Origin of the sequence: Microbacterium sp. Se63.02b (genome assembly GCF_014171575.1) — a bacterium.
GTDB lineage: Bacteria > Actinomycetota > Actinomycetes > Actinomycetales > Microbacteriaceae > Microbacterium.
Window position 1 is genome coordinate 1,022,110 of the sequence record NZ_CP050453.1, and the last position, 24,742, is coordinate 1,046,851.

Below are 24,742 nucleotides of genomic sequence, written 5' to 3' on the forward strand. Positions count from 1 at the left end.
CACGTCCTAGTGGTGTCGCAGCACTGCGGCCCGCGCTCCGACCGGAGACGGACACACGGATGAAGGAGCTCACGATGGCGAACGTGACTGGTGGCACCCAGCCCAAGGCTCAGGTCGTCGCACCGCAGCTGGGGACTGCTGCGGGCAAGACCACGATCGAAGACGCGGTGGTGGCGAAGATCGCCGGCATCGCAGCGCGCGAGGTCAGCGGCGTCTATGCACTCGGCGGGGGCGCCGCACGCATGGTCGGCGCGATCCGCGACGCTCTCAACACGACCGATCTCTCGCAGGGGATCAGCGTCGAGGTCGGCGAGACCCAGGTGGCGGTCGACGTCACGATCGTCGCGGAGTATCCGGTGTCCTTGCAGAAGGTCGCGGACGAGGTCCGCGTGGCCATCCACCGCGCCATGGTGGAGCTCGTCGGCATGGACGTCGCCGAGGTCAACGTGACCGTCAACGACGTGCACATCCCCTCCGATGACGAGGGCGATGACACGCAGGAGGCGCGAGTCCAGTGAGCGCGTCGGTGATCGGCGCGGCGGCCGCAGCGGTGCTCGCGCTGACATGGGTGGCGTTGGGCTTCTGGGCCTTCCTGCTCGTGGCCGTCGCGATGCTCCTCGGCGCGGTCGCCGGCCGCATCATCGACGGCCCGATCGACGTGCGCGCTCGCCGAGGTCTTCCGGGGCCGGCGCTCGTCGTCATGACGGGCGACGGTGCAGCCGAGGCGGCGACGGGCGGCGTCTCGGGAGCACGACCTTCTCCGCTCGGGCCCTGCAACGACTCGCCGTCGGCATCGTGCGCGACGCGGCAGGGGTCGCGGTCCGCGACGTGGGGGTGCAGCTGTCCGACCATCGTGGCGCATTGCGGATCGCGGTCGCCGTGCCGGTCGCCCGCGGGGGCGGGCAGACGTCGAACCTCGTCGAGCAGGGTGACGCGCTTCGACGGGCAGTCATCGACGGAATGAGAGACCTGGCGGGACGAGACGTGAGGATCGTGGACATCCGATACGCGGGAGTCCGCAGGAGCAGAGAGACGAGGGTGAGATGACGAACGAGCAGGCGACGTACCGGCGTGTTCTCCGTCGGGAGACCCATGCGCCGCGCACGATCCCGGCGACCGTGGTCGCCTCGATCGGGGTCGTGCTGCTCCTCGCCGCACTGGTGGGCGGCGCGTGGTGGCTCATCGATGAGGCATTCCGCGATGCCCTCGCCCGATGGTACGGCGCGCTCGACGCTCCCGCACAGCTGGCGGTTCCGATCGGGGTGGGGGTCGCTCGTGGTCTGCGCGATCGTCCTCCTCGCTCTCGCCCTGCTGCCGGGGCGGCGCGCTCGGCGATCCCGCACGACGGAGCGGAGCGCCCTCCTCGTCGACGACGGTGTGATCGCCGACTCGGTCGCCCAGGCCGTGGCACGCCGCACCGGCGTCGACCGTGGTCGGGTCGCCGTGACGGTGGGCCGACGCATGGTGGCGGTACGGATCACGCCGACCAGCGGCATCCCCGTGGATGTCGGGGCCGCGGATGCGGCGGTGAACGACGTCCTCACGGGGATCGGGTTCGCCGCGACGCCGCGAGTCAGCGTGGAACCCGACGGAGTGATCGCATGAACGCGACCAATCGTCTCGCCAATCGCGCGCTGCTCTTCGTCGCCGGAGTGATCCTGCTCGTCTTCGGCGTCGGGGCCCTCGCCGCCGCGATCGTCGTCACCGGGGAGGCGCCGGACTGGATCCGGCGTCCGGCGTCCGCCGTGATGGACCTCTGGGGCGCGTCATCCGCGTGGACCTGGCAGGTCGTGGGTGTCGGTGCGGTATCCGCCCCGGTTGTCCTCGCGGCGGGGGATGCCTCGTCCTCACCGTGGTCCTGCTGGTGTTCCTCGGAACGCGCAGACGCGGCGGCTCGAAGACGGTGCTCGAGATCGACGCCGAGGGCGGCCGCACGGTGGTCGATCGGGACGTCGCCGAGAGCCTGCTGACCGACCCGCTGGTGCGACGCCCCGACGTGCTCTCGGCGCGCACGGGGGCGTATCGCATCGGGGGATCGCGCGCCGTCGAACTCGCCGTCATCGTGCGGCCGGGAGCCCCGCTGGGTGCGGTCGTCGATGCGGCCGAGGCGGCCATCCGTGAGTGGGACGAGCTCCTGGGGGAGCGGATACCCATCATGCTGCACCTGTCCGACCGACGATGGCGTGACGCGTTCCGCTCGCCTCGAAGGGTGCAGTGACCGCGCAGGACGCACAGACGCACAGGCGGGGGCCTGGGTGAGGACTCGATTCCGACAGTCGGGATCGATACGGGAAAGGAGACGCCATGGGTGCGGAAGACAAGATCAAGGCCGCTGCGGAGAAGGTCGCCGGAAAGGCGAAGGAGACCGTCGGCAAGGTGACGGGCGATGACAAGCTCGTCGCGGAGGGAAAGGCCGAACAGGCCAAGGGTGATGTCCGTGATGCCGCTGAGAACGTCAAGGACGCTTTCAAGAAGTGACGGACTCGGGGAGGGGGTCATGCGAGTCCCTCCCCGATCGCTCCCAGGTCGGTGCGAGATCATCCGATCCGGTGAGGCGTCCGTTCCGAATCTCTCAGGGGATCGGACCGAGGGGTGGGGTGGATGGAAGACGAACGCTTTCGGAGAGCGCTCGAACACGCGGACGACGGCATCGTCGCCGGACGCGCGATGGACGGCGACGTCGAGGCGTTCGCCGTCCTCGTGCGCAGGTACACGCCGATGATGCGGGCGTACACGCAGCGGATGCTGAACGCCTCTGCCGACGTCGACGACGTCGTGCAGGAGTCGTTCGTCACGGCGTGGCAGCGGTTCGGGGAACTCGAAGACCCCGGGAAGGTCAAGAGCTGGCTGATGAGGATCGTCAGCCGGAAGGCCGTGGATCGCATCCGCGCCATCCGCCCCGCTGTCGACATCGACACGATCGATCGTCCGGCGCCGCTGCATGCATCACCGTCGGCGATCGTCGAGGTGAGAGCGGGCGTCGCGGCTCTCAGCGCGGCGCTCCGCGAGCTCCCCGATGCGCAACGCGAGTGCTGGGTCCTGCGGGAGATCGGCGGCTACTCGTACGAGGAGATCGCCGATGAACTCGACATCCCCGTCACGACCGCCCGTGGCCTGTTGGCGCGGGCGCGCAGATACATGATCGTGCGGATGGAGGAGTGGCGATGACCGACGAGAGAGAGACTCCTGACGTGCGCCGACTGGGGCTGGAGCCCACCGATCTCGACGGGCACACGCTCGACGAGCTGACCGACTATCTCGATGCGGGACGACAGCCCGCCGACCGCTCCATCGACGAATCCCCCGGCTGTCAGCTGGCGCTGGACGCTCTGGAGCGGCTGCACGGACTCGGGGCGGAACTCATCGCCGCCGAAGCCGCAGCCGAACGGGAGGTCGACCAGGGCTGGGTCGACCGGATCCTCAGCGGCATCGCCATGGACGCGCGTGCCGGACGACGCATCCGCTTCGACTCCCCGGATCCGACCGCCGACCTCGGCATCACGGAGGGTGCGATCCGGGGACTCATCCGTTCAGCGGAGCGTGCCGTGCCGGGTCTGCTCATCGGGCGCTGCCGGCTCGACGGAGACCTGACCGAGCCGGGTGCGCCGGTTCGCGTGACCATCGACGCGAGCGCTCTGCACGGTCAGCCGATCCCGCTGATCGCCGAGCAGCTGCGCGCCGAGGTCGACCGCGACCTCCGCGCGCACACACCCCACTGAACGTCGTCGCGATCGACATCGCGATCCGAGACATCCGGGAGGTGTCCTCGTGGACGCAGGAGAGCTGATGACGCCGGACGCGCGCACCGAACTCGCCGTTCACATCGAGGAGGCGGTTCGCGCGACGCCGGGGGTGCGCGCCGTGTTCCGCTCTGGGTCGCTCATCTCCAACCTGCTGCGCGCCGGAGCGGCCGCGCTCGGCACCCGCAAGGACGACGAACCGATCGTGGCCGTCGTCTCCTCGGGCGATGGAGTCGTGGTGGAGGCATCCATCGGGGTGGATTCCGATTCGCGGTCGGAGGACATCCTGCGTGCGGTGCAGGCCGAGATCGACGCGATCCTGGTGGAGCGCGGCGTGCGGCGGCAGAGCATCACCCTCACAGTGGTGCACGTGCAGCCCCGCGAGGCGGCCTGAGCGGAATCGCGTGACGACGGTGTGCCGCGGACGACGATGTGCCGCTGACGACGGTGTGCCGCTCCCCGAGGAGAGCGGCACACCGTCGTGGGCAGCGATCAGGCCGCGGCGCGCAGCCCCTCGACGAGGGGTGTGGTGGGACGGCCGATGAGCCGTGCGAGCGTGCCGTCGGAGTCGGCGAGGGCGCCGTTCTTGATCCCGGCATCGAGTGCGGCGACGAATCCGGCCGTGCCCTCATCCAGCCCGGCTTCGCGGAGGGCTGCGATCTGGGCGTCGGCGTCGAGCGGCACGAAGGAGACCTCGCGACCGGTCACTTCGGAGAACGCGGCGGCCAGGTCGGTGTACGTCCAGGCGACATCGCCACCGAGCTCGTAGACCTCGCCGACGTGGCCGTCTTCGAGCGCCACGACGGCGGCGGCCTCGGCGAAGTCCTTGCGGCTGGCCGAGGCGACGCGTCCGTCGCCGGTGCCCGCGGCGAGCACACCCGTCTCGGCGGCCCTGGCGAGATCCGCGACGTAGTTCTCGGTGTACCAGTTGTTGCGGAGGATCACGGCAGGCAGCCCCGCGGCGGCGATGAGCTCCTCCGTCGCCTTGTGCTCCGGTGCCAGGACGAGGTCGCTCGTCGTGGCCTTGGGGGCGCTCGTGTAGATGAACTTGGAGACACCCGCAGCCGCGGCCGCGTCGATGACCACCCGGTGCTGTGCCACTCGCTGCCCGACCTCGGATCCCGAGACGAGCACGACGGTGTCGACGCCGTCCACGGCGGCGGCGACCGAAGCGGGGTCGGTGTAGTCGAGGTGCACGACCGGCACACCCAGGTCGGCGCCCTTCGCGGTGTCGCGGGCCCCCGCGACGATCGACTGGGGGTCTGCTCCGCGCTCGATCAGGCTGGAGATGATGAGGCGACCGAGGTTGCCGGTCGCGCCGGTGACGAGGATGGTCATGAGGGTCCTTTCGTAAGTGACACCCTCGACAACCCGTCGACCGGGTGAGAACATTCCGCCCAAGGGGTACCCACTTTGACGTAAGGTACCGACATGACGGTAAGTTTTGCCCAGATAAAGGAATCCACGCCGTTCGTCTTCGACCAGAACTGCGGCACGCGCGTGATCCTCGACCACATCATGAGCAAGTGGGGCGTGCTGGTGCTCTCCCCCCTGTCCGACGGCACGCACCGATGGGGGGAGCTCCGCCGCGAGGTCGACGGGATCAGCGAGAAGATGCTCGCCTCGACGTTGCGCACCCTCGCGGAGGACGGACTGGTGCATCGGGAATCGTTGCCGACCGTGCCGCCGCACGTCGAGTACAGCCTGACGCCGCTCGGCCGCGACCTGATGGAGCGGATGCTGCCGCTGATGGCGTGGGTCGCTGACCACGCCGACAGCATGCTCGATCGCGTCTGATTGTGCGGAATCCGTCGCCGATGAGCGCAGCTGGCTGCGGATTCGGAAGGTTCCAGAAAGAGATTGACGCGATAACCGCAGTGGCCGTACTGTTCTGAACATGGCAACGACGCCCATTCACCTTGAACGACCCGACGGCAAGGGACTGGCTGCAGGCACGCTGGGCCTGTGGGGATCCACCGTCATCGGTCTGGCCTCGACGGCACCCGTCTATTCGCTCGTCGCGACGCTCGGCTTCGTGGTGCTCGCCGTCGGCGCACAGGCGCCGATCGCGTTCATCATCGCCTTCGTCCCGATGCTCCTGATCGCGTTCGCCTACCGCGAGCTCAACAACGCCGTCCCCGACTGCGGCACCACGTTCACCTGGGGGACGAAGGCGTTCGGGCCGTGGGTGGGCTGGATGGGAGGCTGGGGTGTCGCGGTCGCCGGAATGGTGGTCCTCGCGAACCTCGCCCAGATCGCCTCCGTCTACTTCTGGTCGCTGATCGGACAAGACCTCGAGAACAACGACTGGCGCGTCGTCGTCGTGGCCGTGATCTTCATCGCCGCCATGACCTGGGTCAGCTGGCGCGGGGTCGAGATCGGCGAGCGCATCCAGAACATCCTGCTCGGTATCCAGTACCTGGCGCTGGCGATCTTCGTCGTGACCGCGCTGTGGCAGTTCTTCGCCGGCACGGCGCCGAACCCGACCCCGTTCGACTGGGAATGGATGAACCCCTTCGCGTTCACAGACTGGTCGGGCTTCACCGAGGCCATCCTGCTCGCCCTGTTCATCTACTGGGGCTGGGACACCTGCCTCGCGCTCAACGAGGAGACCAAGGACCCGAAGCGCATCCCCGGCCGCGCCGCGCTGCTGACCACCGTGATCCTGCTGTTCACGTACGTCGCGGTCACCATCGCGGCCATGATGTACGCGGGACTCGGGGAAGACGGCACAGGGCTCGGCAACGAGGCGAACGCGGACGACTTCTTCCTCGCGATCAAAGACGGGCTGCTCGGCCCGTTCGGCTGGGTGCTTGTGGTGTCGGTGATCATCTCCGCGATCTCGTCGACCCAGACCACGATCCTCCCGACCGCACGCGGAACGCTCGCGATGGGCGTCTATCGCGCCCTCCCTGCGCGGTTCAAGGACGTGCACCCCACGTACAAGACCCCGTCGTTCTCGACCATCGTGATGGGGGTCGTCGCCTCGGTCTACTACATCGGCATGACCCTGATCAGCGACAACATCCTGCAGGACTCGATCCTGTCCCTCGGCCTCGCGATCGCGTTCTACTACGCCATCACCGGCTTCGCGTGCGTGTGGTACTTCCGGAAGGATCTGACCGCTTCGCCGCGGGAGTTCTTCTTCAAGGGGCTGTTCCCGCTGCTCGGCGGCGTCATGCTGACGTGGGCGTTCGTGCAGTCCGCGATCGACATGTGGGACGTCGACTACGGGTACACGGTCCTGTTCGGCATCGGCGGCACGTTCGTGATCGGCGTCGGCTCGCTCGCGTTCGGCCTGGTGCTGATGTTCGTCTGGTACCTGTTCCCGCGGTCGAAGAGGTTCTTCCGCGGCGAGAGCCTCAACCGTGACACCGAGGTGATGGTGCCTGATGAGCCGGCGGTGACCATCCGCTCGATCGACGGCGGCATCTGACACCGCCGGTCACCGCGGCCATGCTGTCCTAGGCTTGCTCCGTGCGCATCCGGCTCGACATCGCCTACGACGGCACCCACTTCCGCGGGTGGGCGAAGCAGCCGACGCTGCGGACGGTGCAGGGAACGCTCGAAGCGGCCCTGGCCCGGATCCTGGGGTCGGATGTGCAGCTCGTCGTCGCCGGCCGCACGGATGCGGGCGTGCATGCGAGCGGACAGGTCGCGCACGTCGATCTCGACGAGAAGCAGTGGTCGCGCATCGAGGCCCGGAACGGACGGGCTCCCCTGGAGCCGGCCGAGACCATCGCCGGTCGCATCCGCGGGGTGCTCGGCGCATACTCCGACGTCACTGTCGCTCGTTCGTCGCTCGCGCCGGAGGGCTTCGACGCCCGATTCTCGGCCGTCTGGCGCCGCTACCGCTATCGCCTCGCGGACGCACAGGCCGGCTTCGACCCGCTGCGACGCCTCGACACGACCAGCATCCGCGGCCACCTCGACGTGGAGGCCATGGATGCGGCGGCGCGGACGCTCATCGGACTGCATGACTTCGCCGCGTACTGCAAGCCCCGCGAAGAGGCGACCACGATCCGCACGCTGCTCGACTATCGGTGGTCGCGCGACGCTGAGGGAGTTCTCGTCGCCGAGGTCAAGGCCGACGCGTTCTGCCACAGCATGGTCCGCGCACTCGTCGGCGCGTGCGCGGCCGTGGGGGAGGGGCGCCTGGACGTCGACGACCTGGTCGTGCTGCGCGACGCCCTGACGCGCACCAGCGAGTTCAAGGTGCTGGCCGCCCGGGGCCTGATCCTCACCGAGGTGGGGTACCCCGCAGACGAGCTGCTCGCGGCACGCGCGGAGCAGACGCGGGCCCGTCGCGATCGAACGAGCGGCTGAAGACGCGATGGCGACGCGGGGTGGCGAGCGGCGGGGAGCATTCGCCGCGGCACTGCGCGCAGCGATCTCGGAGCGGGGTATCACGCTCGCGCGGCTCCAGCAGCAGCTCGTCGACGACGGCAATGCCGTGTCGATGGCGACGCTCAGCTACTGGCGCTCGGGCGACCGCCAACCGGAAGGTGCCCAGTCGCTGAGCGTCGTCGAGGGCATCGAGGATCGTCTGCGGCTCGGTCGCGGTCATCTGAGTGCTCTGCTCGGACCCTCTGTGCGGCTCGGATCCATCCCCCCGCCGCGGCTGCCGTTCGACGAGGAGCGTGAGAACCGCGAGACCGCGGAGACTCTGGCGGCCCTGCGTTCCACTCCACAGGACACGCTGCGCGACCTGTCGACGCAGCTGACCGTGCAGGTCGGGGCCGACGGAGCCGTCGAGCGGACCGTGATGCGTTCGCTCGTGCAGGCGACACAGGGCGTCATCACCGAGATCCCCCTCATCGACGTCGCGCCGGCGGAGACCGCGATCCTGTCCATCATCTCCGACGTGGTCGGAGGGCGCGTCGACCGCGAGTAACTGCATCCAGGACACCTGTTGTCCGGTGTGGTGATCGCGCTCGATGACCCCGTCACCGTCGGCGAGACGACCCTCCTCGAGTTCACGGAGACCTTCCCTGCCGGGTATCCACCGAGGCAGTCGGCATGGCACGCGACGTCGCGACCGGCCAGGGAGACGCTCATCTGGGTGCTTTTCCATCCCGATGCGCAGCCCAGCTGGTGCGAGGAGTACACGGAGACCGACGACGAATACGCCTCCGTGATGAGGGCGGTGCGCAGTGGATCGGTGCATGTAGCCCGTCACGGCTGCGGGCCTGGTGTGCTGGGCGTCCGCTGGGGATACGACGCCGACCCGAAGCCGGGGCACAGCCGGGACGAGTAGCGTTGGGGGGATCATGAAGGTCATCTCGTACAACCTCCAGAAGCATCGCGCGGCCGGAGAGCTCGCGGCGCTCGTCGGTACGCACGATCCTGACATCCTCTGCCTCCAGGAGTGCGATGTGCCCGCCCTTCCCGCGCAGATCGGCGATCTCGTGCTGGCGGATGCGACCCAGGGCAACCGCCTCGGACTCGCGCTCTTCTACCGCTCCAGTACGTACCACCTGCAGGCCATCCGCACCCTCGGGCTGAAGAAATCGCTGCACGACCGCATCGCCAAACCCGCACACGAACGCGTGCTGGGGGCCCGGCTGCGCGACATCGACGACGGCCAGGACTTCATCGTCGCCTCGTTCCACGCCGCGCCCCTCACGGCGCTGAACTCCCTTCGTCGGCATCAGATCCGCGCCGCGCTGACCGAGCTGGCGACTCTGGGCGAAGGCCTGCCGCAGCTCATGGTCGGCGACTACAACTACCCCGTGTTCAAGGAGAACCTCGGGCAGGCCGTGCGCGATCACGGGTATGCGCTGTCGCTCAGTGACGACCACACCTACACCCGCTACCGGGTGTTCCGCGGGCACTACGACTTCGCGACGTCCGCCGGATTCGAGATCGAGCGCATCACGACGCTGCCGCAGGGATCCAGCGACCACCGTCCGATCCTCGTCACGGTCACCCCGGACTGAGCGGGGCCGCAGGGGAGCGGTTTGGGCAATCGCCCGGTGTGGCGTATGATTTCCCTTTGGTGCCTTTCCCTGTTCGCGGGATGAAGGGCATCGTCCGAACGTGAGCCCTCCACTGGCGTGTTCCTCCCTCTAGGGAAGAACCACCCCGGAGTGGGATTCACGAACTTCTCCGTTCGACACAAGAAAGCAGCACTATCGTGACGCGCACTTACACCCCCAAGGCTGGCGAAGTCCAGCGCGACTGGGTCGTCATCGACGCCACCGACGTCGTTCTCGGCCGTCTGGCTTCGCACGCCGCTACGCTCCTGCGTGGCAAGCACAAGCCGACCTTCGCCAACCACATCGACTCGGGTGACTTCGTCATCATCGTGAACGCCGACAAGGTCGCGCTCACCGGTCAGAAGCTCCAGAAGAAGCTGGCCTACCGCCACTCCGGTTACCCGGGCGGCCTGAAGTCGGTCACCTACGCCGAGCTCCTCGAGAAGAACCCGGTCCGCGCTGTGGAGAAGGCCATCCGTGGCATGCTCCCCAAGAACAGCCTCGGCCGCCAGCAGCTGTCGAAGCTCAAGGTCTACGTCGGCGGAGAGCACCCGCACGCCGCGCAGCAGCCGCAGACGTACACCCTCGACCAGGTCGCCCAGTAAGCGCCGTAAAGACTTAAGGACATACTCGTGGCTGACATCCAGGACACCACCGAAACCCCCCAGAACTTCTCGACGTCGACTCCCGAGACCGACGCGGTCGAGGCGGCTCCCCGCCCCGTCCTCAGCGTCCCGGGTGCCGCTGTCGGCCGTCGCAAGCAGGCCATCGCCCGCGTGCGCATCGTCCCCGGCTCGGGCACGATCACGGTCAACGGCCGCACGATCGAGGACTACTTCCCGAACAAGCTGCACCAGCAGCTGATCAACGACCCGTTCACCGTTCTGAACCTCGCCGGTGCGTACGACGTCATCGCGCGCATCTCCGGTGGCGGCCCCTCGGGCCAGGCCGGTGCGCTTCGCCTCGGCATCGCTCGTTCGCTGAACGGCATCGACGAGGAGAACAACCGTCCGACCCTGAAGAAGGCCGGCTTCCTCTCGCGCGACGCGCGCGTCAAGGAGCGCAAGAAGGCTGGACTCAAGAAGGCCCGCAAGGCGCCTCAGTACTCGAAGCGTTAAGGTCCACTGCTCCGATGCCGATCTTTGGCACGGACGGCGTGCGAGGACTCGCCAATGGCATCCTCACCGCCGACCTGGCGCTCACCCTGGCCCAGGCGACTGCTGTCGTCCTGGGCCAGGGCCGTACTGCGGAGGCTCGCAAGGCCGAAGGCAAGCGACTCACCGCAGTGGTCGCCCGGGACCCCAGGGTCTCCGGACACTTCCTGACCGCGGCCGTCTCCGCGGGTCTCGCCTCCTCCGGGGTCGATGTTCTCGAAGCAGGGGTCATCCCGACTCCCGCCCTCGCGTTCCTCGTCGCAGATCGCGATGCCGACTTCGGCGTGATGATCTCCGCGTCGCACAACGCCGCGCCCGATAACGGCATCAAGATCTTCGCGCGCGGGGGCCGTAAGCTCCCCGACGTCGTCGAGCAGCGCATCGAAGAGGCCATGCACGGCGAGATGCTGCGCCCGACCGGTGCCGGTGTGGGGCGCATCGACCGGTTCTCCGACGCGGAGGACCGCTACGTCGTGCACCTGCTCGGCTCGTTGCCGAATCGCCTCGAGGGCATCCACGTCGTCCTGGACTGCGCACACGGTGCGGCATCCGGCGTCTCGCCCGAGACCTTCCGCGACGCGGGCGCCGAGGTCACCGTCGTCGGCGCCGACCCCGATGGCTGGAACATCAACGACGGCGTCGGCTCGACCCACCTCGACAACCTCGCCGAGGCCGTGGTGCGTCTCGGCGCCGACATCGGCATCGCCCATGACGGCGACGCCGACCGCTGCCTCGCGGTCGATGCCGAGGGCAAGGTCATCGACGGCGACCAGATCATGGCGATCCTCGCCGTGTCGATGAAGGAGCGCGGCCGTCTCACCGACGACACGCTCGTCGCCACGGTGATGAGCAACCTGGGCCTTCATGTGGCGATGCGCGAGCATGGGATCACGGTCCGTCAGACGGCTGTCGGCGACCGCTACGTGCTCGAGGACATGAACGAGGGCGGCTACGCGCTCGGCGGCGAACAGTCCGGTCACGTCATCATGAGCGAGTACGCGACCACGGGCGACGGCATCCTCACGGGCCTCCACCTGGTGGCCGAGATGGCGCGCCAGAAGAAGTCCATCGCCGAACTCGCCGCTGTGATGACCGTCTACCCGCAGGTGCTCATCAACGTGCGCGACGTCGACAAGGATCGCGTCGCCGACGACGAGGTCGTGCAGCAGGCTGTCCGCGACGTCGAGTCCGAGCTCGGCGACAACGGCCGTGTGCTGCTGCGCAAGTCCGGTACGGAGCCGCTGGTCCGCGTCATGGTCGAAGCAGCCGACCCGGAGTCGGTGCATGCCTACGCGGGACGCCTCGCCGAGGTCGTGCAGGAGCGCCTCGCGCTCTGAGCCTCTTCAGAACAACCGGCCGGTCGCTGATCTCAGTGGCCGGCCGGCCGGTTCTTCGTCGGCGGTCTACGGCGCCGCGCAGATCCGGTACAGCCCCGCGTCGACGAGCGTCTCCGCCGGGCAGGGGAGTCCCGTGAGCCGAGGAACCCCCGCCATGGCGGGCGCGTCGAACAGGCCGACATGCGCGCCCGTGAGCACGATCGGAGCGACCGCCGCACCCCACGGATCCGCCGCGAGCCACTCCACCTCGTTCTCGTCGACCCAGTCCGTCAAGGGGAGCGACGGCGGCGCGCTGCGTCTCCAGGGTGAGGCCGCGAGGCGCGAAGGACGAGGCGACGTGGACGGCAGCGCCCGCGGCGACGACGGCGGCGAGCACCGATGCCGCGACGACGCCGCCGATGCGGACGACACCACGGCCCGGCAGTCCCTTCACCGCCCAGACGGCAGTGGCGGCGATCACGGGGAAGAACGCGAAGATTCCGGGGGCCGGGTGCCGCACCCACAGGGGGAGACGGGAGGCGGTGGCCCACCAGCCGACGAAGGCGAGTGCACCGATGAGCGCGGCGAGCGCGTAGGCGATCACGAGGCGCTCGGCGGGGTCGCGGTGCGCCATCGACGCACGATGCCGAACACGGTGAGGGAGACCGCGAGCACCGCTCCGACCACGGCCAGGACAGCGGGCAGCGACCACGAGTCGGCCAGCGTGCCGAGCTTCTGCAGCACCGTGGTCGCGGCATCTCCCTGACCGCCGCTGCGGACGAAGGAGACGAGCGCGCGAACGTGCTCGATGAATCCGGAGACCCCGAGGGAGAGGAGGGCGGCGATTTCGACCAGGAGAGTCGGCACGGCCACGAGGAGCAGCGGCGGCCACGATCGGCGAAGAGTCTCACGGACGCGCGCCCACCCCGTCCCGCCCGAGAGCACCCAGAGTGCGACGGCGAACGCCGGGAGAGCGAGGATCGCGATGAGCTTCGCCTGGACAGCGAGCCCCACCAGCAGACCGGCCAGCCATGCCCGTCGGGGCAGCACGACCAGAGCCCACACGATGAGCGCTGCTGCGGGGATCTCGCCCAGCAGGTCGGCGGGGCCCTGGATGGGCGAGACACCGGCGCTCGCGGTGAAGGCGAGGGGTACGGCGACGGCGAGCAGCGCGGCCCCACGCCCGCCGATACGTCGCCCGAGGAGGGCGAGTCCCGCGAGCAGCGCGACCCAGAAAGCCAGGGGCACCAGGCGTGCGGCGAGCACCGGATCCATCCCGGTCGCCAGGAGTGCCGCCACGGGAAGGAGAACGACGGGCCCGGTCGAGATGCGGGGATCGAACGGGGTGATCGTCGACCCGGACAGCGCGCCGTCGCTCGAATAGCCGAGGCCGTCGAGCAGGTTGCGCGGGACGGTCAGGTTGAAGGCCTCGTCCTCCCAGAAGCGCCATACGACGAGGCTGTGCCAGGCGACGACGACATGCCCGATCAGGAGAGCGGCCGCGGCCACCCAGAACAGGATCGTGCGGGTGCGGGTCATCGCGGGACGCGCTCCGGACGGCGGATGCTGCGCAGCGGTGCGGACGGCTTGAGCGAGAGCGACCATGCCTCGAGGAGCGCGAGACGCACGAAGCGGCGCAGGCGCTTGGGCGGCAGCGAGACCGCGTTGCCTCGCCCCCACATGGTGCCGGTGGTCGAGGCGCCGCGCCGCGGATGCTGGCGACCCGCAGATAGCGGACGGTGAAGCCGGCGCGCGCCTCGGCGAGGGAGAAGTGCACATGCGGCACGGACGCGTCGGCCGATGGCGTCGACGAGGAGTCGGAGCGTGTCGGGGCGATACGCGCGCATCGGGGTGTTGACGTCGGGGATGCGGCGTCCGGCTGACACGGCGATGAGCAGGCCGACCGCGCCGGTGAGCACCTTGCGGTACCAGGGGTCGCTGCGACCGTCGCGAACACCGTGCACGACGTCGGCGTCTTCGGCGACGAGTGCGGAGATCAGCCGGGGAAGTCGCTGCCGTAGAACTGGCCGTCGCCGTCCACGTGCACGAGCAGGTCGGGGTCGGCGGCCAGGCCGGCGCGGTAGGCGGCGAGTGCCGTCGGTCCGTGTCCGCGGTTGAGGGGCTGCACCTCGACGTCCACATCGGAGATGCCGTCGAAGACCGTGGCCGTGGTGTCCGTCGAGCGGTCGTCGGCGACGTGGAAGGTGACGCGGTCGGCCAGGGGTGACACGCACTCCCGGATCTCGTCGATGAAGCCCCGGATGCCTTCGGCTTCGTTGAAGGCGGGCATGACGATGGCGAGATGGCGGAGAGTCACAGGGTCCTTGGGGTGGCGGGGCGCACGGGGATCAGCAAGTAGCCTAGTTGAGTCATGAATCCTCCTTCCCGACTGCGCCGACTCGTCGGCGTCGGCAGCCGCTTCCTCGTCGTCGGCGCCCTGAGCACCCTGATCGAGGTCGGGGTCTTCAACCTGCTGGTCTTCGTGTGGGGATGGGACGTGGTGACCGCGAAGATCGTCGCCTCGCTGGTCGCGCTCGTGAATGCCTACATCGGGAATCGGGAGTGGACCTTCCGCCACCGCGACCGCCGCGGCAGGGTGTCCGAGGTCGTGCTCTTCCTGGTCACCAACGCGGTCTGCACGGCCATCGGAGCCGGTCTCGTGTGGGTGGGCGTCGAGTTCGCCGCCGTCGCCCTCGGCCGCGCGCCGGGCGCGGTCGCCGTCAACATCGTGAACCTGGCGAGCATCGTCATCGTCGTGCTGCTGCGCTTCGTGCTGTATCACGGCATCGTCTTCCGGGTGTCGCCGGCGAAGTAGTCCTGCGCCTCTGGCAGGTCAGGAACGAGCCGTCGAGCGCTTCTTCGCTCGCGGAGCCTTCTTCCGGCTCTTCGCCGCCCGACTGCCGGTCACGGCATCGCCGTCGAGGTCGTGGGTCGCACCGTAGGTGTACGCGCCGTATCCGTAGCTGTCCGGACCCTTCGTGGGGAGCATCGTGACCACGATCCCGAGCATCTGCACGCCGGCGGTCTCCAGGGCGCGCAGCGCGCCGGACAGCTCCTGCTTCTTGGTCTTGCCGGAGGCGGCGGCGATGATGACTCCGCGGGTCTTGCTGCCGACGACCGCGGCGTCCGTCACCAGCAGCAGGGGCGGGGCGTCGATGAGCACGTAGTCGAAGTACTCGCCGAGCGACGCGAGGACCTGGTCCATGGCGGCGGAGCCCAGCAGTTCGCTGGGGTTGGGAGGGATCTGGCCGCTGGGCAGCACGTACAGGTCGGTCGTGCCCCACTTCTGCAGAGCGTCGGCGACGTCGACGCGTCCGATGAGCACGTCGGTGAGTCCGACGCCGCCCTCGATCGCGAGGTAGTCCGCCACACGGGGCAGGCGAAGATCGCCGTCGATCAGCGCGACGCGCGCTCCTGTCTCCGCGAGAGCGATCGCCAGGTTGGCTGTCGTGGTCGACTTGCCCTCGCCGGGGCCGGCGCTGGAGACGACGAAGATCCGGGGCCCGGAGTCGAGGTCGAGAAACTGCAGGTTCGTGCGCAGGCTGCGGAACGACTCCGCGCGCGGGCTGCGCGGGTCGGCGTGCACGATCAACGGCCGCTTGGCGGCATCCGGGTCGAACGCGATGCCGCCGAGGACCGGGCGATCGGTGAGCGTCTCGATGTCGTGGAGGGTGTGGATGCGGTTGTCGAGCACCGTGCGCAGCATCGCGATCGCGAGGCCGAGAGCGAGTCCGATCACACCCCGAGGATGATCAGCAGTCGCACGTTCGGGCTCGTGGGCGTGGAGGAGGCGACAGCGGGCTCGGTCACCGTGATGCGGACCGGGCTGACGGCGTCTTCGGTGGCGGGCTGCTCGAGCGTGGTCTGCACGGCTTCCTGGAAGCTCGCGGCGACGGCGTTGGCGATGGCCGCGGCCTGCTCGGGGTCGCCGTCGGTCACGCTGACGTCGATCAGCACGGTGTTCAGGGGTGTGGTCGCCGTGATGCGGCTGCTCAAGCCGGAGACCGAGTCGTCGAGGTCGAGTTCCTCGATCACGGGTTCGAGCACGAGGGCGGTGCCGACGACGTCGACGTAGCTCGTGACCATCTGTCGCGCGAAGGTGGTGCCCTGGACGAGGTCGCCGGTCGCCGCGCCCTCGGTGCGGACGGAGACGTACAGCTGCGTCGACGCGACGTACTTCGGCTGCTGGAGCGCGGCATAGCCGGCGCCGCCCGCGAGACCGAGGATGAGCAGGACGAGGATCAGGATCCAGTTCCTGTGCAGGACACGCACGTAATCGCGAAGTTCCACGCGGCAGATTCCCCCTGATGCAAAGCGACCTCAGCCGAGGGGGCGAGCCGCGAAAACGGTATCTCGATATTCTTTCACAGCGGCGGCGGGACCTCCGCCCGCCCTGCCGCGGGTCAGCGTGGGTCAGCGCGTGGCGGCCGACGTCGCGGTCCCGTACGGCGTCTTCGCCGCGCCGTCGACAGGGGCCTTCGTGAGCACGGTGCCGAGCACCCTCGCACCGACGGACTCGATGCTCTTCACGGCGTCCGCCAGGCGATTCGCCTGGGGGACCCCGCCGCGGCGATCAGCAGAGCGCCGGTCGTGACCCGGGCGATCACCGCCGCATCCGTCACGAGCAGCAGCGGAGGAGCGTCGATGATCACGACGTCGAACGCGTCGCTGAGCGCGTCGATGAGCTGTTCCATGGCCGACGAGCCGAGCAGTTCGGCCGGGTTCGGCGGCAAGGTCCCCGATGGCAGGAGGAACAGGGTGCTCCGGCCCCACCGCTGGAGGACGTCGTTGAGTTCGACGCGACCTGCCAACACGTCGCTGAGGCCGATGCCGCCTTCGATGTCGAAGTACTCCGCGACACGGGGAAGGCGGAGATCGCCGTCGAGGAGCGCGACCCGCTGCCCGGCATCCGCGAAGGCGAGAGCGAGGTTCGCCGCCGTGGTCGACTTGCCCTCACCAGGACCGGAGCTGGTGACGACGAAGACCCCCTGCCCGCCCGAGAAGAAGAAGCGGACGTTGGTGCGCAGACTGCGGAACGCCTCGGCGCGGAGGCTGTGCGGGGCGGAGCTCACCGCGAGCGGGTGATCGCCGGTGTCGGCGTCGAGGGGGATCTGCCCGAGCAGAGGAGCCGTGACAGCGGCCTCGACGTCGGCGGCGACGCGCACGCGACGATCGAGCGTCGCGCGCAGGAGCGCCACCCCGATGCCGGCGGCGAGTCCCACGACCGCGCCGAGCATCAGCGATACCTGCAGGTTGGGCGCGACCGGCTCGGTCGGCACCTGCGCGGGCTCGAGGGTGACGACCCGGATCGTGAATGCCGCCTCCTGCTCGCGCTTCTCGAGGGTGTCGGTGACGACCGTGGCGAAGCTCTCGGCGACCGCGTTCGCGATGCGCGCGGCCTGACCCGGGTTGCGGTGCGAGACGCTGATCGCGACGATCGTGCTGTTGAGAGCCGAGGTGGCGCTGATGCCGGACGGCACGGCGTCGAGGCCGAGGTCTTCGACCACGGGTGCGAGAACGAGTGAGCTCGTGATGATCGTGCGATACGTCTCCACCGCCTGCTTGGCGTATCCGGTCGCGAGCGCGCGCTCGGCAGGCGTCGCCGTGTCTGCGACCTGTGCGGTCACCATGACCTCGGTCGTCGCCTGGTAGCGCTGCGGGGTGAGCATCGCGACGAGCGCGCCCGTGGACAGCCCGATGAGGAGTCCGGCGATGATCACCACGATCTGTCGACGGAACACCCGAAGGTAGTCGTGGATGTCCATGGCTCTCCAGCGTGGTCGGTGCGATCGGCGGTATCGTCTCCTGAGACTACCGATTCCCCTGAAGGTGACATGACGGCCCTGAGCGATCTCTTCCCGGACGGCCCGCGTGCCGGCGATGCCGGAGCGGCCGTGCTGGACGACCATCACACCGCCTGGCGACTGCGCGAGATGATCGGCGAGCCCCGGGCGAACACGTCATCGATCCGCCCTCTCGCCGATACCACTCAGCTGATCGACATGGTCGAGGCGGCCAGGCGCACGGCTGTCTCGGTCGCCGTGCCCACCGATGAGTCGGAGCGGACTCCGCGTCGGCCCCGGCGCCGCGTCGATGCCCTCACGCTCTCCGCAGCCGTCGTCGCGGTGCTCGCGGTGGTCGCTGCGACGACCGTCGGCGGCATCCAGATGGCGACGGCCAGCCCCGCCGCCAGCGCGCTGGAAGCGCTGGAGGCCGATGAGGCCGCCGTCCAGAACGCCGCCCAATCGCTGAAGACGGCACACGACCGCCTCGTCGCCGATATCGACGCGCAGTCAGCGGACATCACGGCGCTCAGGGGTGCGCTGACCTCGACCGCCACGGTTCCCGACCCCGCCGGAGGCCCCGAAGACGCCCCGCTCGACGTCTCCGACGACACGGCGCGCACGGCCGTGCTCGCTGCGCTCGACACCTACGCCGCAGGACTGGCCGCGATCGTCGTCCCCGATCTTCCGCGGGAGTACGAGCGTGCGGACATCGACGAGGACTCCCTCGTGGATGTCGGTGGCGCGATCGACGGCGTCCAGGAGCGCCTGGTCGCACTGGACGACGCGACCGCGGAGGCGCGCGCGCTCCGGACCCAGCTCGATGCCCTCCGTCCTCCCGCAGACGCGGCTGTCGACGCCTTCGCCGCATCCTTCGGCCCGATGGCGGGCGCCGCCGTCGCGCGGTACCCCGATGCCGACGAGGCGCTGCGCATCGCCGTGTCCGATGCGGCGGTACGCATCGCCGGAGCGGACCTGTGGGGGGCCGACGGGCGGGCGGCGCTCGTTGCATACCGGGATGCGTTCGTCGCGCTGGCTGCCGAGCAGTTGCGGATCGAGATCGAGCGCGAGGCCGAGAACGCGACGCAGCAGTGGGGTCCGCAGAACGGCACGCAGACCCCGCCATCGAGCGGATCGACCGACCCGACGCCGGTGGACCCGGTCGTCCCCGTCGACCCGGTGGACCCCGCGAACCCGACCGATCCGGAGACCCCTCCCGACGGAGATACGACGCCATAAGGCACAGACCTGCTCGTTCCCTGTGAGAACATGTCTTCAGGGGAGAACAAGATGTCTGAGGGGGCTCCTGATCTTGAATCAGCAGGATGGATTCATCGACGTGTCGACCGGCGGTATCCCCATATCGTCTGAGGTATCGGTGAAGCAGCGCCGTCGCCGCATGCTCGCGGCGGCCGTCGATGGGCTCGCGTGGAGCTTCGGCGTCACTCTCGCGATCGCGTTGCGATTCGAGTTCGTGATGGATGCGCGGGGCTGGATCGCGACGATCGTGCTCGCCGTCGTCGCCGGCGTCATCCAGGTCATTGTCGGCTATGCGACCACGTTGTACCGCGGCCGGTTCACCTACGGCTCCTTCGACGAGGTCCGTGCCGTCGCGCTGATCGTCATCCTCGAGGCCGTCTTCCTCTCCCTGATCGTCATCCCGCTCGGACCGGTCATCGGGGTTCCCCGGGGAACCCTGCTCCTCGCGTTCCCGTTCGTACTCCTGCTGATGTTCGGGGTGCGCTACATGTCGCGGCTGCTCATCGACCGGGCGCGGAAGCCCGGGGAAGACGCCGAGCCGGCTCTGATCATCGGTGCGGGATTCCTCGGCGACAAACTGCTCGCGAACATCACGACGGATCCGGCCTCGCCCATCCGGGCCGTGGGGCTGCTGGACGACGACCCCGCCAAGAGGAACCTCCGTCTTCGGGGTGTGCCCGTCGTCGGCACCACGCGCGACATCGCCGCCGCCGCCCAGAGCACCCGGGCGAAGCTGGCGGTCATCGCGATCCCCAATGCCGACAGCATGCTGCTGCGCACACTCAGCGACCGGGCGGCCGCCGCCGGACTCCGGGTCGCGATCACACCGACCCTCGCCACGCTCACCTCGGGTGAGGAGTCGGTCACCGACGTGCGGGACATCAGCATCGAAGACCTCATCGGCAGGCACCCGGTCGACACGAACGTCGAGCTGATCGCCGGGTACGTCACCGGGCGGCGTGTGCTCGTGACGGGCGCCGGAGGATCCATCGGGTCGGAGCTGTGCCGCCAACTCGCCAAATACGGTCCGAGCGAGCTGATCATGGTGGATCGCGACGAGACCGGACTCCAGGTCGCGCAGCTCGGGACGTCGGGGCACGGACTCCTCGACACGAACGACGTCGTGCTCGCCGACATCCGCGACGTCGAGACGCTCGACCAGCTGTTCGACGAACGTCGGCCCGAGGTGGTCTTCCACGCGGCCGCGCTGAAGCACCTGCCCATGCTCGAGCAGTATCCGGACGAGGCGTGGAAGACCAACGTCATCGGCACGCTCAACGTGATCAACGCGGCGCGTCGGGTCGGTGTCACGACCTTCGTGAACATCTCGACCGACAAGGCGGCCAACCCGACCAGTGTGCTCGGCCACTCCAAGCGCGTCGCCGAGAAGCTCACCGCGTGGGCGGGCGAGGAGACCGGGATGCGGTACCTCTCCGTGCGGTTCGGCAACGTGATCGGCAGCCGCGGATCCATGCTGCCGACGTTCCAGCGACTGATCTCGGAGGGGCGGCCGATCACCGTCACCCACCCCGAGGCGACGCGGTACTTCATGACCATCCCCGAGGCGTGCCAGCTCGTCGTTCAGGCGGGGGGCATCGGGCGCGCGGGCGAGGTCCTGATCCTCGACATGGGAGAGCCCGTCTCGATCCTCGAGGTCGCCAAGCGGATGATCGCGATGTCGGGCAAGAACGTCGAGATCGTGTTCACGGGGCTCCGCCGCGGCGAGAAGCTGCACGAAGAGCTTGTGGGGTCGCGCGAGAACCTGGAGCGGCCGTTCCACCCGAAGGTGTCGCACACGAGGGCTGACGTGATCACCCCCGAGCGGCTCGACAAGGCGGGCTGGGAGGCGCGCATGATGTCGATTCCGCGTGACAACGACACGGCCATCATCGAGCCCATCCGCCTCGACGCTACGGAGAACACGCAGTGACCGAACGCATCTACATGTCCTCGCCGGATGTCGGAGAGGCCGAGGAGAACGCGGTCGTCGCGGCGATGAGGTCCGGCTGGATCGCCCCGCTCGGGCCCGACGTCGACGCCTTCGAGCGCGAGCTCGCCGACCGCATCGGGGTCGCGCACGCGGTGGCGCTGAGCTCGGGCACCGCCGCCCTTCACCTGGGGCTGCTCGCGATCGGAGTGAAGCCCGGCGACGTGGTGCTCACCTCGTCGATGACCTTCGCCGCGACGGCCAACGCGATCGTGTACACCGGCGCCGAGCCGTATTTCATCGACGCCGATGCCGCGACCGGCAACATGGACACCGCACTGCTGCGCGAGGCACTCCTCGAGTTGCGCGCCGCGGGGGAGCGGGTCGGGGCGATCGTCCCGGTCGACCTGCTGGGCAAGGCGGTGGACTACACCGCCATCCTCGCGGTGGCCGATGAATTCGACGTGCCCGTGCTGGCGGATGCGGCGGAGTCCCTGGGCGCCGTCCACGCGGGTCGCGCAGCAGGAAGCTTCGGCCGCGCATCGATCGTGTCGTTCAACGGCAACAAGATCATGACGACCTCCGGCGGCGGGATGCTTCTCACCGACGACGCGGAGCTCGCCCAACACGTGCGTTACCTGGCCACCCAGGCGCGGCAGCCGGTCGTGCACTACGAGCACACCGATATCGGCTACAACTACCGGATGAGCAACCTGCTCGCTGCTCTCGGCCGGGCACAGTTGTCGCGGCTCGATGCCATGATCGCCCGACGCCGCGAGATGCGCGAGCTGTACAAGCAGCTGTTCGCCGAGGTCGACGGCGTCGAGGTGTTCGGAGCCGAGGGCGACGAGCACGACAACGTGTGGCTGACGTCCATCCTGGTGGATTCCTCGGTGACAGGGTGGGAGCCGTCCGAGCTCGCGGCGGCGCTCGCCGAAGACGACATCGAGAGTCGTCCGCTGTGGAAGCCGATGCACGCGCAGCCCGTGTTCGACGGAGCGCGCAGCAAGACCAGCGGTGCCTCGGAGGCGCTTTTCGCGCGGGGGTTGACGCTGCCGAGCGGTTCGGCCCTCACCGACTCCCAGCGTGAGCGCGTCGTCGTCGCGATCCGCGGTTTCCTCGACCGATGAGCGCGCGGGTCCGTCCGTACGACTTCGTGAAGCGTGTGCTCGACATCGCCGCGTCCGCCGTGGCTCTCATCCTGCTGTCGCCGGTGATCGTCGTGACGGCGGTGCTCGTCGCGGTGAGGCTCGGGCGGCCTGTCCTCTTCGCCCAGGAGCGCCCGGGCAAGGATGGACGGATCTTCACCCTGTACAAGTTCCGCTCGATGCGCTCGGTCGATGCGGCGCGGGGATGGGTGACGGACGCGGATCGGCTCACCCCGTTCGGTGCGCGCTTGCGCTCGACGAGCCTCGACGAGCTGCCGAGCCTGTGGAACGTGCTGAAGGGCGATATGAGCATCGTGGGTCCGAGGCCGCTTCTCGTGGAGTACCTGGATCGGTACACCCCAGAACAGGCACGCCGACACGAAGTGCGGCCCGGCGTGACAGGGCTCGCGCAGGTGACCGGTCGCAATGCCATCTCGTGGGAGAGCAAGTTCCGGCAGGACGTCCGCTACGTCGACCACCGCAGCGTCGGACTGGACCTGCGCATCGTGATCGCCACGATCGGTTCCGTCGTGAAGCGCGACGGCATCTCTGCAGAAGGACATGTGACGATGGCGAAGTTCGGCGAGGCCCATGAGTGAGCGCATCATCGTGATCGGTGCGGGGGGCTTCGGTCGCGAGACCCTCGACATCGTCGAGGCCCTCGTCGCGGCGGGCCGGGATATCGACCTCGTCGGCGTCGTGGACTCGGGGCCCAGCGAGCTCGACCTGGGCCGGTTGGCGGAACGTGGGATCGTCTATCTCGGCACCGAGGAGACCTGGCTGCCGGAGTCTTCCGGCGATGAACATTTCGTCGTGGCGATCGGTGCGCCGGCCGTTCGCGAGATCGTCGTCCGACGCCTGTCCGACGCCGGACTGCGCGCAGCCACTCTGATCCATCCACGTGCCGTGATCGGTTCCCGTGCTCAGATCGGAGAGGGCGTCGTCGTCGCCTCCGGCGTGCAGGTCTCGACGAACGTGACCCTGGGCGACCACGTACACCTCAACCCGGCGAGTGTCATCGGTCACGATGCGGCGCTGTCGGACTTCGTGTCCGTGAACCCTGGAGCGATCGTGTCGGGCAACGTGGCGGTGGGGCCGGGGTCCTCCTCGGCGCCGGCTCGGTCGTCTTGCAGGGCCTGACCGTCGGTACGGGTGCGACGGTCGGTGCCTCGGCGTGCGTGACCCGCGATGTGCGACCGGGGGCGACCGTCGTCGGAGTGCCTGCGCGTGAGGCCGTGCGAGCCGATCGGGAGGGCGAGTCCTCATGACGGCTCCGATGAGGGTTCTTCTCGCTGTTCAGCCATCGGTCAGCCACTATCGGGCGCCGTTCGTGCAGAGTCTCGTCGAGCAGGACCGGATCGACTTCGAACTGGTCGGCCGTGTGAACCGCACGATGGGGACCAGCGGAGACCCGGAGTCGGCGAACGACGAGGTGTTGGCTCGTGTCGGCGAGCTGCGGCGCGCCGGGCTGTTCCGCGCGTTGTACTGGGACCGCGGTCTGGTACCGCGGGTCTTCCGCACCTCCGCACAGGCGATCGTCCTCGAGGGCAACGTCTACGGCGTGTCGAACTGGGTCGCGATCGCGGTCGCACGGGTGCGCCGTCGCAAAGTGGTGTTCTGGGGGCATGCCTGGAAGCGTCCCGAATCCGGCGCGAAGCTCCGTCTCAGACGTACGTTCTACGCTCTCGCGGATGGGCACCTGACGTATGGCGAGTGGGCTCCCGCGTACGCCGGGACCGTCGGACTGGATGCGCGCACCTTCGTCCCGGTGTTCAACAGCATCTATCCGCGCCGCGAGATCGTGTCCGAGAGTCCGCGCACGCACCGGCCGACGCGGAGCGGGGGGCTGTCGCTCGTCTACTCCGGCCGGCTGACGGCGCGGCACAAGGCGGACGATGCGGTGTCCGCCGTGATCGCGGCCAACGCTCAGGGCCACGATGTACGGCTGATCCTGATCGGCGACGGTCCGGAGCGCGAACGGCTCGAAGAGCTCGCGCGTGAAGACGAGAAGATCGAATTGCGCGGTGCCCTCTACGATCTCGATGAGCTTCGCGAGGTCTACCGGAAAGCGGACTTCGCCGTCTCCCCTGGCGCGACGGGCCTCAACGTCATTCAGGCGCTCGGATTCGCGGTTCCCGTCATCGCCGCTTCCGGAGACCCCCAGAGCGGCCCCGAGATCGAAGCGGTGCAGGAGGGGGTCACGGGTGTGCTCTACCCCGCGGCCGCAGGCACGGAGGGGCTTAGCCGGGCCATCGCCGCAACGGCAGCCATGCCCGACGAGGTCTACAGCGAACTCTCCACCGCGGGGCGTGCCCTGGTGGAGGAGCGCTACACCGCGGAGCGGCATGCGTCCGCCGTCGTCAGTGCACTCGGCCAACTACTCGGAGCAACAGAAAGCGTCGGACGTCGTTCACCTGATCGACAGAATGGGTGAGG

Annotated in this window: 33 protein-coding genes; 25 read left to right on the forward strand and 8 right to left on the reverse strand. The window is 69.0% G+C overall.

Annotation, left to right across the window (positions count from 1 at the left end; translation table 11 throughout):
• Positions 1 to 74: 74 nt before the first annotated feature.
• The 9 genes from G4G29_RS05090 to G4G29_RS05130 all read left to right on the forward strand — a co-directional run bounded on the left by G4G29_RS05090 (position 75) and on the right by G4G29_RS05130 (position 4,134).
• A complete protein-coding gene (locus G4G29_RS05090; RefSeq protein WP_244632410.1) occupies positions 75 to 518 on the forward strand; it encodes an Asp23/Gls24 family envelope stress response protein in 444 nt (147 codons plus the stop codon).
• Positions 515 to 964 (forward strand): DUF2273 domain-containing protein, encoded by a 450-nt coding sequence (locus tag G4G29_RS23815; RefSeq protein WP_345941151.1) that lies wholly within the window; start codon positions 515 to 517, stop codon positions 962 to 964. Before G4G29_RS05090 ends, G4G29_RS23815 begins: the two co-directional genes overlap by 4 nt.
• Positions 965 to 1,200: 236 nt before the next feature.
• Positions 1,201 to 1,605 (forward strand): DUF6286 domain-containing protein, encoded by a 405-nt coding sequence (locus G4G29_RS05100; RefSeq protein ID WP_183152044.1) that lies wholly within the window; start codon positions 1,201 to 1,203, stop codon positions 1,603 to 1,605.
• Positions 1,602 to 1,970, forward strand: coding sequence for a hypothetical protein (locus tag G4G29_RS05105; RefSeq protein WP_183152045.1), 369 nt, complete (start codon positions 1,602 to 1,604; stop codon positions 1,968 to 1,970). Before G4G29_RS05100 ends, G4G29_RS05105 begins: the two co-directional genes overlap by 4 nt.
• The gene (locus G4G29_RS05110; protein ID WP_183152046.1) at positions 1,937 to 2,218 is read left to right on the forward strand and encodes a hypothetical protein; all 282 of its coding nucleotides are present in this window, start codon (positions 1,937 to 1,939) and stop codon (positions 2,216 to 2,218) included. The genes G4G29_RS05105 and G4G29_RS05110 overlap by 34 nt, the downstream gene beginning before the upstream one ends.
• An 86-nt stretch (positions 2,219 to 2,304) precedes the next feature.
• The gene (locus tag G4G29_RS05115) at positions 2,305 to 2,478 is read left to right on the forward strand and encodes a CsbD family protein (protein ID WP_183152047.1); all 174 of its coding nucleotides are present in this window, start codon (positions 2,305 to 2,307) and stop codon (positions 2,476 to 2,478) included.
• Between the two features lie 123 nt (positions 2,479 to 2,601).
• Positions 2,602 to 3,168, forward strand: coding sequence for an RNA polymerase sigma factor (locus tag G4G29_RS05120; protein WP_183152048.1), 567 nt, complete (start codon positions 2,602 to 2,604; stop codon positions 3,166 to 3,168).
• The gene (locus tag G4G29_RS05125; RefSeq protein WP_244632411.1) at positions 3,165 to 3,719 is read left to right on the forward strand and encodes a hypothetical protein; all 555 of its coding nucleotides are present in this window, start codon (positions 3,165 to 3,167) and stop codon (positions 3,717 to 3,719) included. The genes G4G29_RS05120 and G4G29_RS05125 overlap by 4 nt, the downstream gene beginning before the upstream one ends.
• Positions 3,720 to 3,786: 67 nt before the next feature.
• Entirely contained in the window at positions 3,787 to 4,134 is a 348-nt protein-coding gene (locus tag G4G29_RS05130) for a hypothetical protein (protein ID WP_183152049.1), read from the forward strand.
• A gap of 98 nt (positions 4,135 to 4,232) precedes the next feature.
• Here the strand turns inward: G4G29_RS05130 and G4G29_RS05135 are convergent, their stop codons facing one another.
• Positions 4,233 to 5,078: an SDR family oxidoreductase gene (locus G4G29_RS05135; protein WP_183152050.1), complete on the reverse strand. Its 846-nt coding sequence runs from the start codon at positions 5,076 to 5,078 to the stop codon at positions 4,233 to 4,235.
• Between the two features lie 93 nt (positions 5,079 to 5,171).
• Between G4G29_RS05135 and G4G29_RS05140 the strand changes: the two genes are divergently transcribed.
• From G4G29_RS05140 to glmM, 9 genes are all read left to right on the forward strand, one after another.
• Positions 5,172 to 5,537 carry a helix-turn-helix domain-containing protein gene (locus G4G29_RS05140; RefSeq protein WP_183152051.1) on the forward strand — a complete coding sequence of 122 codons (366 nt, stop codon included), beginning with the start codon at positions 5,172 to 5,174 and terminating at the stop codon, positions 5,535 to 5,537.
• A gap of 100 nt (positions 5,538 to 5,637) precedes the next feature.
• Positions 5,638 to 7,176: an APC family permease gene (locus G4G29_RS05145; RefSeq protein ID WP_183152052.1), complete on the forward strand. Its 1,539-nt coding sequence runs from the start codon at positions 5,638 to 5,640 to the stop codon at positions 7,174 to 7,176.
• Between the two features lie 41 nt (positions 7,177 to 7,217).
• Entirely contained in the window at positions 7,218 to 8,066 is an 849-nt protein-coding gene (gene truA / locus G4G29_RS05150) for a tRNA pseudouridine(38-40) synthase TruA (RefSeq protein WP_183152053.1), read from the forward strand.
• A 7-nt stretch (positions 8,067 to 8,073) separates the two neighbouring features.
• Positions 8,074 to 8,634: a hypothetical protein gene (locus G4G29_RS05155; RefSeq protein WP_183152054.1), complete on the forward strand. Its 561-nt coding sequence runs from the start codon at positions 8,074 to 8,076 to the stop codon at positions 8,632 to 8,634.
• Between the two features lie 18 nt (positions 8,635 to 8,652).
• On the forward strand, positions 8,653 to 8,997 hold the full coding sequence (locus G4G29_RS05160) for a hypothetical protein (protein WP_183152055.1): 345 nt from the start codon (positions 8,653 to 8,655) through the stop codon (positions 8,995 to 8,997).
• Between the two features lie 13 nt (positions 8,998 to 9,010).
• Positions 9,011 to 9,679 carry an endonuclease/exonuclease/phosphatase family protein gene (locus tag G4G29_RS05165; protein ID WP_183152056.1) on the forward strand — a complete coding sequence of 223 codons (669 nt, stop codon included), beginning with the start codon at positions 9,011 to 9,013 and terminating at the stop codon, positions 9,677 to 9,679.
• Between the two features lie 197 nt (positions 9,680 to 9,876).
• Positions 9,877 to 10,323: a 50S ribosomal protein L13 gene (gene rplM, locus G4G29_RS05170; protein WP_105669983.1), complete on the forward strand. Its 447-nt coding sequence runs from the start codon at positions 9,877 to 9,879 to the stop codon at positions 10,321 to 10,323.
• A gap of 27 nt (positions 10,324 to 10,350) precedes the next feature.
• Positions 10,351 to 10,836, forward strand: coding sequence for a 30S ribosomal protein S9 (gene rpsI / locus G4G29_RS05175; protein ID WP_045263679.1), 486 nt, complete (start codon positions 10,351 to 10,353; stop codon positions 10,834 to 10,836).
• 14 nt (positions 10,837 to 10,850) lie between these two features.
• A complete protein-coding gene (glmM, locus tag G4G29_RS05180) occupies positions 10,851 to 12,209 on the forward strand; it encodes a phosphoglucosamine mutase (protein WP_183152057.1) in 1,359 nt (452 codons plus the stop codon).
• Between the two features lie 66 nt (positions 12,210 to 12,275).
• On the opposite strand, the gene G4G29_RS05185 is transcribed toward glmM, so the two are convergent.
• From G4G29_RS05185 to G4G29_RS05200, 4 genes are all read right to left on the reverse strand, one after another.
• Positions 12,276 to 12,482 (reverse strand): hypothetical protein, encoded by a 207-nt coding sequence (locus tag G4G29_RS05185; protein ID WP_183152058.1) that lies wholly within the window; start codon positions 12,480 to 12,482, stop codon positions 12,276 to 12,278.
• A gap of 306 nt (positions 12,483 to 12,788) precedes the next feature.
• Complete coding sequence (locus G4G29_RS05190) at positions 12,789 to 13,727, reverse strand: hypothetical protein (protein WP_183152059.1); 939 nt, start codon at positions 13,725 to 13,727, stop codon at positions 12,789 to 12,791.
• Positions 13,724 to 14,152: a hypothetical protein gene (locus tag G4G29_RS05195; protein WP_183152060.1), complete on the reverse strand. Its 429-nt coding sequence runs from the start codon at positions 14,150 to 14,152 to the stop codon at positions 13,724 to 13,726. The genes G4G29_RS05190 and G4G29_RS05195 overlap by 4 nt, the downstream gene beginning before the upstream one ends.
• 32 nt (positions 14,153 to 14,184) lie before the next feature.
• Positions 14,185 to 14,505 carry a glycosyltransferase gene (locus tag G4G29_RS05200; RefSeq protein WP_183152061.1) on the reverse strand — a complete coding sequence of 107 codons (321 nt, stop codon included), beginning with the start codon at positions 14,503 to 14,505 and terminating at the stop codon, positions 14,185 to 14,187.
• A 54-nt stretch (positions 14,506 to 14,559) separates the two neighbouring features.
• On the opposite strand from G4G29_RS05200, the gene G4G29_RS05205 reads away from it, so the two are divergent.
• The gene (locus tag G4G29_RS05205) at positions 14,560 to 15,003 is read left to right on the forward strand and encodes a GtrA family protein (protein WP_183152062.1); all 444 of its coding nucleotides are present in this window, start codon (positions 14,560 to 14,562) and stop codon (positions 15,001 to 15,003) included.
• A gap of 18 nt (positions 15,004 to 15,021) precedes the next feature.
• Here the strand turns inward: G4G29_RS05205 and G4G29_RS23820 are convergent, their stop codons facing one another.
• From G4G29_RS23820 to G4G29_RS05215, 3 genes are all read right to left on the reverse strand, one after another.
• Entirely contained in the window at positions 15,022 to 15,927 is a 906-nt protein-coding gene (locus G4G29_RS23820; RefSeq protein ID WP_309491626.1) for a polysaccharide biosynthesis tyrosine autokinase, read from the reverse strand.
• On the reverse strand, positions 15,924 to 16,478 hold the full coding sequence (locus G4G29_RS23825) for a Wzz/FepE/Etk N-terminal domain-containing protein (protein ID WP_309491627.1): 555 nt from the start codon (positions 16,476 to 16,478) through the stop codon (positions 15,924 to 15,926). Before G4G29_RS23825 ends, G4G29_RS23820 begins: the two co-directional genes overlap by 4 nt.
• 236 nt (positions 16,479 to 16,714) lie before the next feature.
• Entirely contained in the window at positions 16,715 to 17,953 is a 1,239-nt protein-coding gene (locus G4G29_RS05215) for a polysaccharide biosynthesis tyrosine autokinase (RefSeq protein WP_183152063.1), read from the reverse strand.
• 69 nt (positions 17,954 to 18,022) lie between these two features.
• On the opposite strand from G4G29_RS05215, the gene G4G29_RS05220 reads away from it, so the two are divergent.
• The 6 genes from G4G29_RS05220 to G4G29_RS05245 all read left to right on the forward strand — a co-directional run bounded on the left by G4G29_RS05220 (position 18,023) and on the right by G4G29_RS05245 (position 24,740).
• Complete coding sequence (locus G4G29_RS05220; RefSeq protein ID WP_183152064.1) at positions 18,023 to 19,210, forward strand: hypothetical protein; 1,188 nt, start codon at positions 18,023 to 18,025, stop codon at positions 19,208 to 19,210.
• A 73-nt stretch (positions 19,211 to 19,283) separates the two neighbouring features.
• On the forward strand, positions 19,284 to 21,161 hold the full coding sequence (locus tag G4G29_RS05225) for a nucleoside-diphosphate sugar epimerase/dehydratase (RefSeq protein WP_244632412.1): 1,878 nt from the start codon (positions 19,284 to 19,286) through the stop codon (positions 21,159 to 21,161).
• A complete protein-coding gene (locus G4G29_RS05230) occupies positions 21,158 to 22,288 on the forward strand; it encodes an aminotransferase class I/II-fold pyridoxal phosphate-dependent enzyme (RefSeq protein WP_202045579.1) in 1,131 nt (376 codons plus the stop codon). Before G4G29_RS05225 ends, G4G29_RS05230 begins: the two co-directional genes overlap by 4 nt.
• Complete coding sequence (locus G4G29_RS05235) at positions 22,285 to 22,905, forward strand: sugar transferase (protein ID WP_183152065.1); 621 nt, start codon at positions 22,285 to 22,287, stop codon at positions 22,903 to 22,905. The genes G4G29_RS05230 and G4G29_RS05235 overlap by 4 nt, the downstream gene beginning before the upstream one ends.
• Positions 22,898 to 23,446, forward strand: a complete 549-nt coding sequence (locus G4G29_RS05240; protein ID WP_202045581.1) for an acetyltransferase — start codon at positions 22,898 to 22,900, stop codon at positions 23,444 to 23,446. Before G4G29_RS05235 ends, G4G29_RS05240 begins: the two co-directional genes overlap by 8 nt.
• Before the next feature lie 136 nt (positions 23,447 to 23,582).
• On the forward strand, positions 23,583 to 24,740 hold the full coding sequence (locus G4G29_RS05245; protein ID WP_210274240.1) for a glycosyltransferase: 1,158 nt from the start codon (positions 23,583 to 23,585) through the stop codon (positions 24,738 to 24,740).
• The last annotated feature ends 2 nt before the right edge of the window (positions 24,741 to 24,742 follow it).

Bases quoted from the DNA above. Each gene is read 5' to 3' on its own strand.
- glmM (WP_183152057.1), top strand. From the start codon at position 10,851: ATGCCGATCTTTGGCACGGACGGCGTGCGAGGACTCGCCAATGGCATC.
- G4G29_RS05215 (WP_183152063.1), bottom strand. From the start codon at position 17,953: ATGGACATCCACGACTACCTTCGGGTGTTCCGTCGACAGATCGTGGTG.
- G4G29_RS05145 (WP_183152052.1), top strand. From the start codon at position 5,638: ATGGCAACGACGCCCATTCACCTTGAACGACCCGACGGCAAGGGACTG.
- G4G29_RS05130 (WP_183152049.1), top strand. From the start codon at position 3,787: ATGACGCCGGACGCGCGCACCGAACTCGCCGTTCACATCGAGGAGGCG.
- G4G29_RS05115 (WP_183152047.1), top strand. From the start codon at position 2,305: ATGGGTGCGGAAGACAAGATCAAGGCCGCTGCGGAGAAGGTCGCCGGA.
- G4G29_RS05165 (WP_183152056.1), top strand. From the start codon at position 9,011: ATGAAGGTCATCTCGTACAACCTCCAGAAGCATCGCGCGGCCGGAGAG.
- G4G29_RS05140 (WP_183152051.1), top strand. From the start codon at position 5,172: ATGACGGTAAGTTTTGCCCAGATAAAGGAATCCACGCCGTTCGTCTTC.
- G4G29_RS05155 (WP_183152054.1), top strand. From the start codon at position 8,074: ATGGCGACGCGGGGTGGCGAGCGGCGGGGAGCATTCGCCGCGGCACTG.
- G4G29_RS05240 (WP_202045581.1), top strand. From the start codon at position 22,898: ATGAGTGAGCGCATCATCGTGATCGGTGCGGGGGGCTTCGGTCGCGAG.
- G4G29_RS05135 (WP_183152050.1), bottom strand. From the start codon at position 5,078: ATGACCATCCTCGTCACCGGCGCGACCGGCAACCTCGGTCGCCTCATC.
- G4G29_RS05220 (WP_183152064.1), top strand. From the start codon at position 18,023: ATGACGGCCCTGAGCGATCTCTTCCCGGACGGCCCGCGTGCCGGCGAT.
- G4G29_RS05235 (WP_183152065.1), top strand. From the start codon at position 22,285: ATGAGCGCGCGGGTCCGTCCGTACGACTTCGTGAAGCGTGTGCTCGAC.
- G4G29_RS05245 (WP_210274240.1), top strand. From the start codon at position 23,583: ATGAGGGTTCTTCTCGCTGTTCAGCCATCGGTCAGCCACTATCGGGCG.
- G4G29_RS05125 (WP_244632411.1), top strand. From the start codon at position 3,165: ATGACCGACGAGAGAGAGACTCCTGACGTGCGCCGACTGGGGCTGGAG.
- G4G29_RS05120 (WP_183152048.1), top strand. From the start codon at position 2,602: ATGGAAGACGAACGCTTTCGGAGAGCGCTCGAACACGCGGACGACGGC.
- G4G29_RS05190 (WP_183152059.1), bottom strand. From the start codon at position 13,727: ATGACCCGCACCCGCACGATCCTGTTCTGGGTGGCCGCGGCCGCTCTC.
- G4G29_RS05100 (WP_183152044.1), top strand. From the start codon at position 1,201: ATGCCCTCGCCCGATGGTACGGCGCGCTCGACGCTCCCGCACAGCTGG.
- G4G29_RS05090 (WP_244632410.1), top strand. From the start codon at position 75: ATGGCGAACGTGACTGGTGGCACCCAGCCCAAGGCTCAGGTCGTCGCA.
- G4G29_RS05205 (WP_183152062.1), top strand. From the start codon at position 14,560: ATGAATCCTCCTTCCCGACTGCGCCGACTCGTCGGCGTCGGCAGCCGC.
- G4G29_RS05105 (WP_183152045.1), top strand. From the start codon at position 1,602: ATGAACGCGACCAATCGTCTCGCCAATCGCGCGCTGCTCTTCGTCGCC.